We start from the raw sequence: 1,399 nt of genomic DNA on the forward strand, positions 1-1,399 counted from the left end.
TCAGACTCGCCAGTCCCTGCGGGAACCAGGCGAGATAGTCAATGCGAGTTTACCCGTCAGTTTTGCGACAATCATTTGCACGATTGACCTCGCAGACTCGCATCGACTACTCTTCACGATCGACGAATGAATATGAAAGTTAAACTCCTAGCACTCTTACTTCTGGTCGGCCCGCTGTTTGCAAATAGCGACATCCAATCCGAACGGGAAGCTGTAGAGCTTATGCAGGAAATGCCGAAGGCCCTAAACCAGAAGGTAGCAAAAACAAAAAAAGAATGCTTGGAGTATTCAAAATATCTCAAAGAAGAAGCCATACCATTCATTGTCAGCCTGAAGGCTTTGAAAGAGAACGAAGCGAACTACACTCTAATCATGTATGATAACTTGCTGCTTCTGGCACTCTACGCAGATGTGGCCTTGGATAACTTGAACGAATACTTGTCTACCCTAGAAACCGAATACTTTACCGATGATAGGTCATACGCATTTGTGATGAAATTCTACGGGTTCAATAGCGCATTACACCGAGAGGCCGATCGGTTCATCGGGCAGCATTATGATTTTTTAAAAGAAAAACAGATCACCAAAGAATACAGCAGTAAGCTTAGCCGAATCCCTGAGATATTAGAGAAGCTAGATACCCTGAACATCAGGTATTCTAAGCATCTAGTTGCACAACCAAGAGTCGAACCCTGAAGTTATCAATCGCGCGCAGCCGCGTTGATAACTGATTGTTGAACAAGCCCGCACTAAGATGACCGCGCTCTATCGCTTATGCGGAAAGCTTTCAACGCAGTCCTGGAGCGGGATGCGACACTGTTGGGTCAAATTGAAAGACCGACTTTGCAACGGCAGGCATGCGGCTTCTTTGGCGGGACGACCAAAAGCCGCATCGATCGGAGCGATGCACCGCTTGAGGCTGTCTATGCTCGATCGGATATCAAAAATACGAGTCAAGTCTTGCTCATTGGCCAAGCGCAAGCAGGTCAGGCCTGATAAAGCGTCACTTCGAGAGCTTCGTTTAAAAAGTTCAACGGTCATGATTCGACATAGAGTAAAGCGGAGCTGAGCGGCGGGCCGCGTGCGGGGAGGATTTTACGCAAACGCTGCATCGGCGGTTCGCACTGAGGACAACACACAGGCACTGGTTCAGCTTCGATGACAGGCACTGGCGCCTGATTAACCGACGAGGCCGCCAGCTTTTGATCATCGCGCAGGTAGATCAAGTAGTCCAGCACCTGACGCTCCGACAAGCGACGCAAACCAGCCCCGTCAGGCTGGTAATGCTCCCCGAGACGCTCCCACCTACGCCAAGGCTACGGCGAGGCATGCCACCCAACGAAGGTAGGTCTCACGACTGCGAGGCGAGTAGGCTTTACTATGGACATGCGCATAGAAC

3 protein-coding genes are annotated in these 1,399 nt (G+C 50.0%); 2 read left to right on the forward strand and 1 reads right to left on the reverse strand.

The genetic code is table 11. The features are described 5' to 3' along the window. Positions 1-132 precede the first annotated feature (132 nt). Together QEH52_RS19680 and QEH52_RS19685 are read left to right on the forward strand one after the other, a co-directional pair. The gene (locus QEH52_RS19680; protein ID WP_308952668.1) at positions 133-696 is read left to right on the forward strand and encodes a hypothetical protein; all 564 of its coding nucleotides are present in this window, start codon (positions 133-135) and stop codon (positions 694-696) included. A gap of 78 nt (positions 697-774) precedes the next feature. Continuing rightward, a complete protein-coding gene (locus QEH52_RS19685; protein WP_308952669.1) occupies positions 775-996 on the forward strand; it encodes a hypothetical protein in 222 nt (73 codons plus the stop codon). A 41-nt stretch (positions 997-1,037) separates the two neighbouring features. Here QEH52_RS19685 and QEH52_RS19690 read toward each other — a convergent pair whose 3' ends face one another. Next, positions 1,038-1,262, reverse strand: coding sequence for a hypothetical protein (locus QEH52_RS19690; RefSeq protein ID WP_308952670.1), 225 nt, complete (start codon positions 1,260-1,262; stop codon positions 1,038-1,040). Positions 1,263-1,399: the final 137 nt, after the last annotated feature.

It is taken from the genome of Thalassobacterium maritimum, from assembly GCF_031127805.1.
Taxonomy (GTDB): Bacteria; Verrucomicrobiota; Verrucomicrobiia; order Opitutales; family Coraliomargaritaceae; genus Thalassobacterium; species Thalassobacterium maritimum.

Excerpts from the sequence above, each read along its gene's own strand:
- QEH52_RS19680 (WP_308952668.1), top strand. The coding sequence starts at position 133 with ATGAAAGTTAAACTCCTAGCACTCTTACTTCTGGTCGGCCCGCTGTTT.
- QEH52_RS19685 (WP_308952669.1), top strand. The coding sequence starts at position 775 with ATGCGGAAAGCTTTCAACGCAGTCCTGGAGCGGGATGCGACACTGTTG.